The sequence below is a fragment of the Pseudomonas laurentiana genome (genome assembly GCF_014648275.1).
Classification (GTDB): Bacteria; Pseudomonadota; Gammaproteobacteria; order Pseudomonadales; family Pseudomonadaceae; genus Aquipseudomonas; species Aquipseudomonas laurentiana.
This window is the reverse complement of record NZ_BMQU01000173.1, coordinates 1-564: the sequence shown is the minus strand read 5'-3', so window position 1 is coordinate 564 and position 564 is coordinate 1. Positions and strand designations below refer to the sequence as shown.

The 564-nt window shown below is 40.6% G+C and carries 1 protein-coding gene; it reads left to right on the top strand.

Features of this window, described 5'->3' with window-relative positions; translation table 11 throughout:
- Nucleotides 1-393: hypothetical protein (locus IE038_RS25725; RefSeq protein WP_229775747.1), on the top strand; the 393-nt coding region annotated here is incomplete at its 5' end.
- Nucleotides 394-564: the final 171 nt, after the last annotated feature.

Genomic DNA, 564 nt, shown 5'->3' with positions numbered 1-564 from the left:
GAACTTGTCTCAAGAGCCGTTGAAGCTGTACCACCCAGTCCAACCTCTCCTGCTATTCCTGAGATTGAAGAAGTTTCCGACTCCAGCGACGATGCTATGTTGATATTCAAGCTTTATCCACTTCAGTGCTTGGATCCACGTTGCTACAACCACTCCACCTTCCAACTATTGACACCATTCTATTCCTCATCCTCCATTACCTCTACTTCATCTCTTTACTCATTCCTTCCTTATGCTATGCACCTTTTCTCTCCTTACATTATTTCATTTTATTTATTTTCTTCATCTCATTTCATTTTGTTTCTCTCCTCCCGTGCTCCGCACGTTACCCTTCAGGTGCATGCGCTCTTAACAGCACGGAGCATAGCTTTACGGAAAAACAAGTATCTCTGAATTTGTTTTTCCGTTTTCCTCTCCTTTCCTTTGCACTTTACTATCCAATACTAAACGGACTTTATACTTAATACAAGACTTAATTACCTCACCGTTTATCAGATTTACAGTCTTGAGTTCAGGCAAAGGTTGAAAACATCAAGAAATACCAACTACAGCAACATCATCATC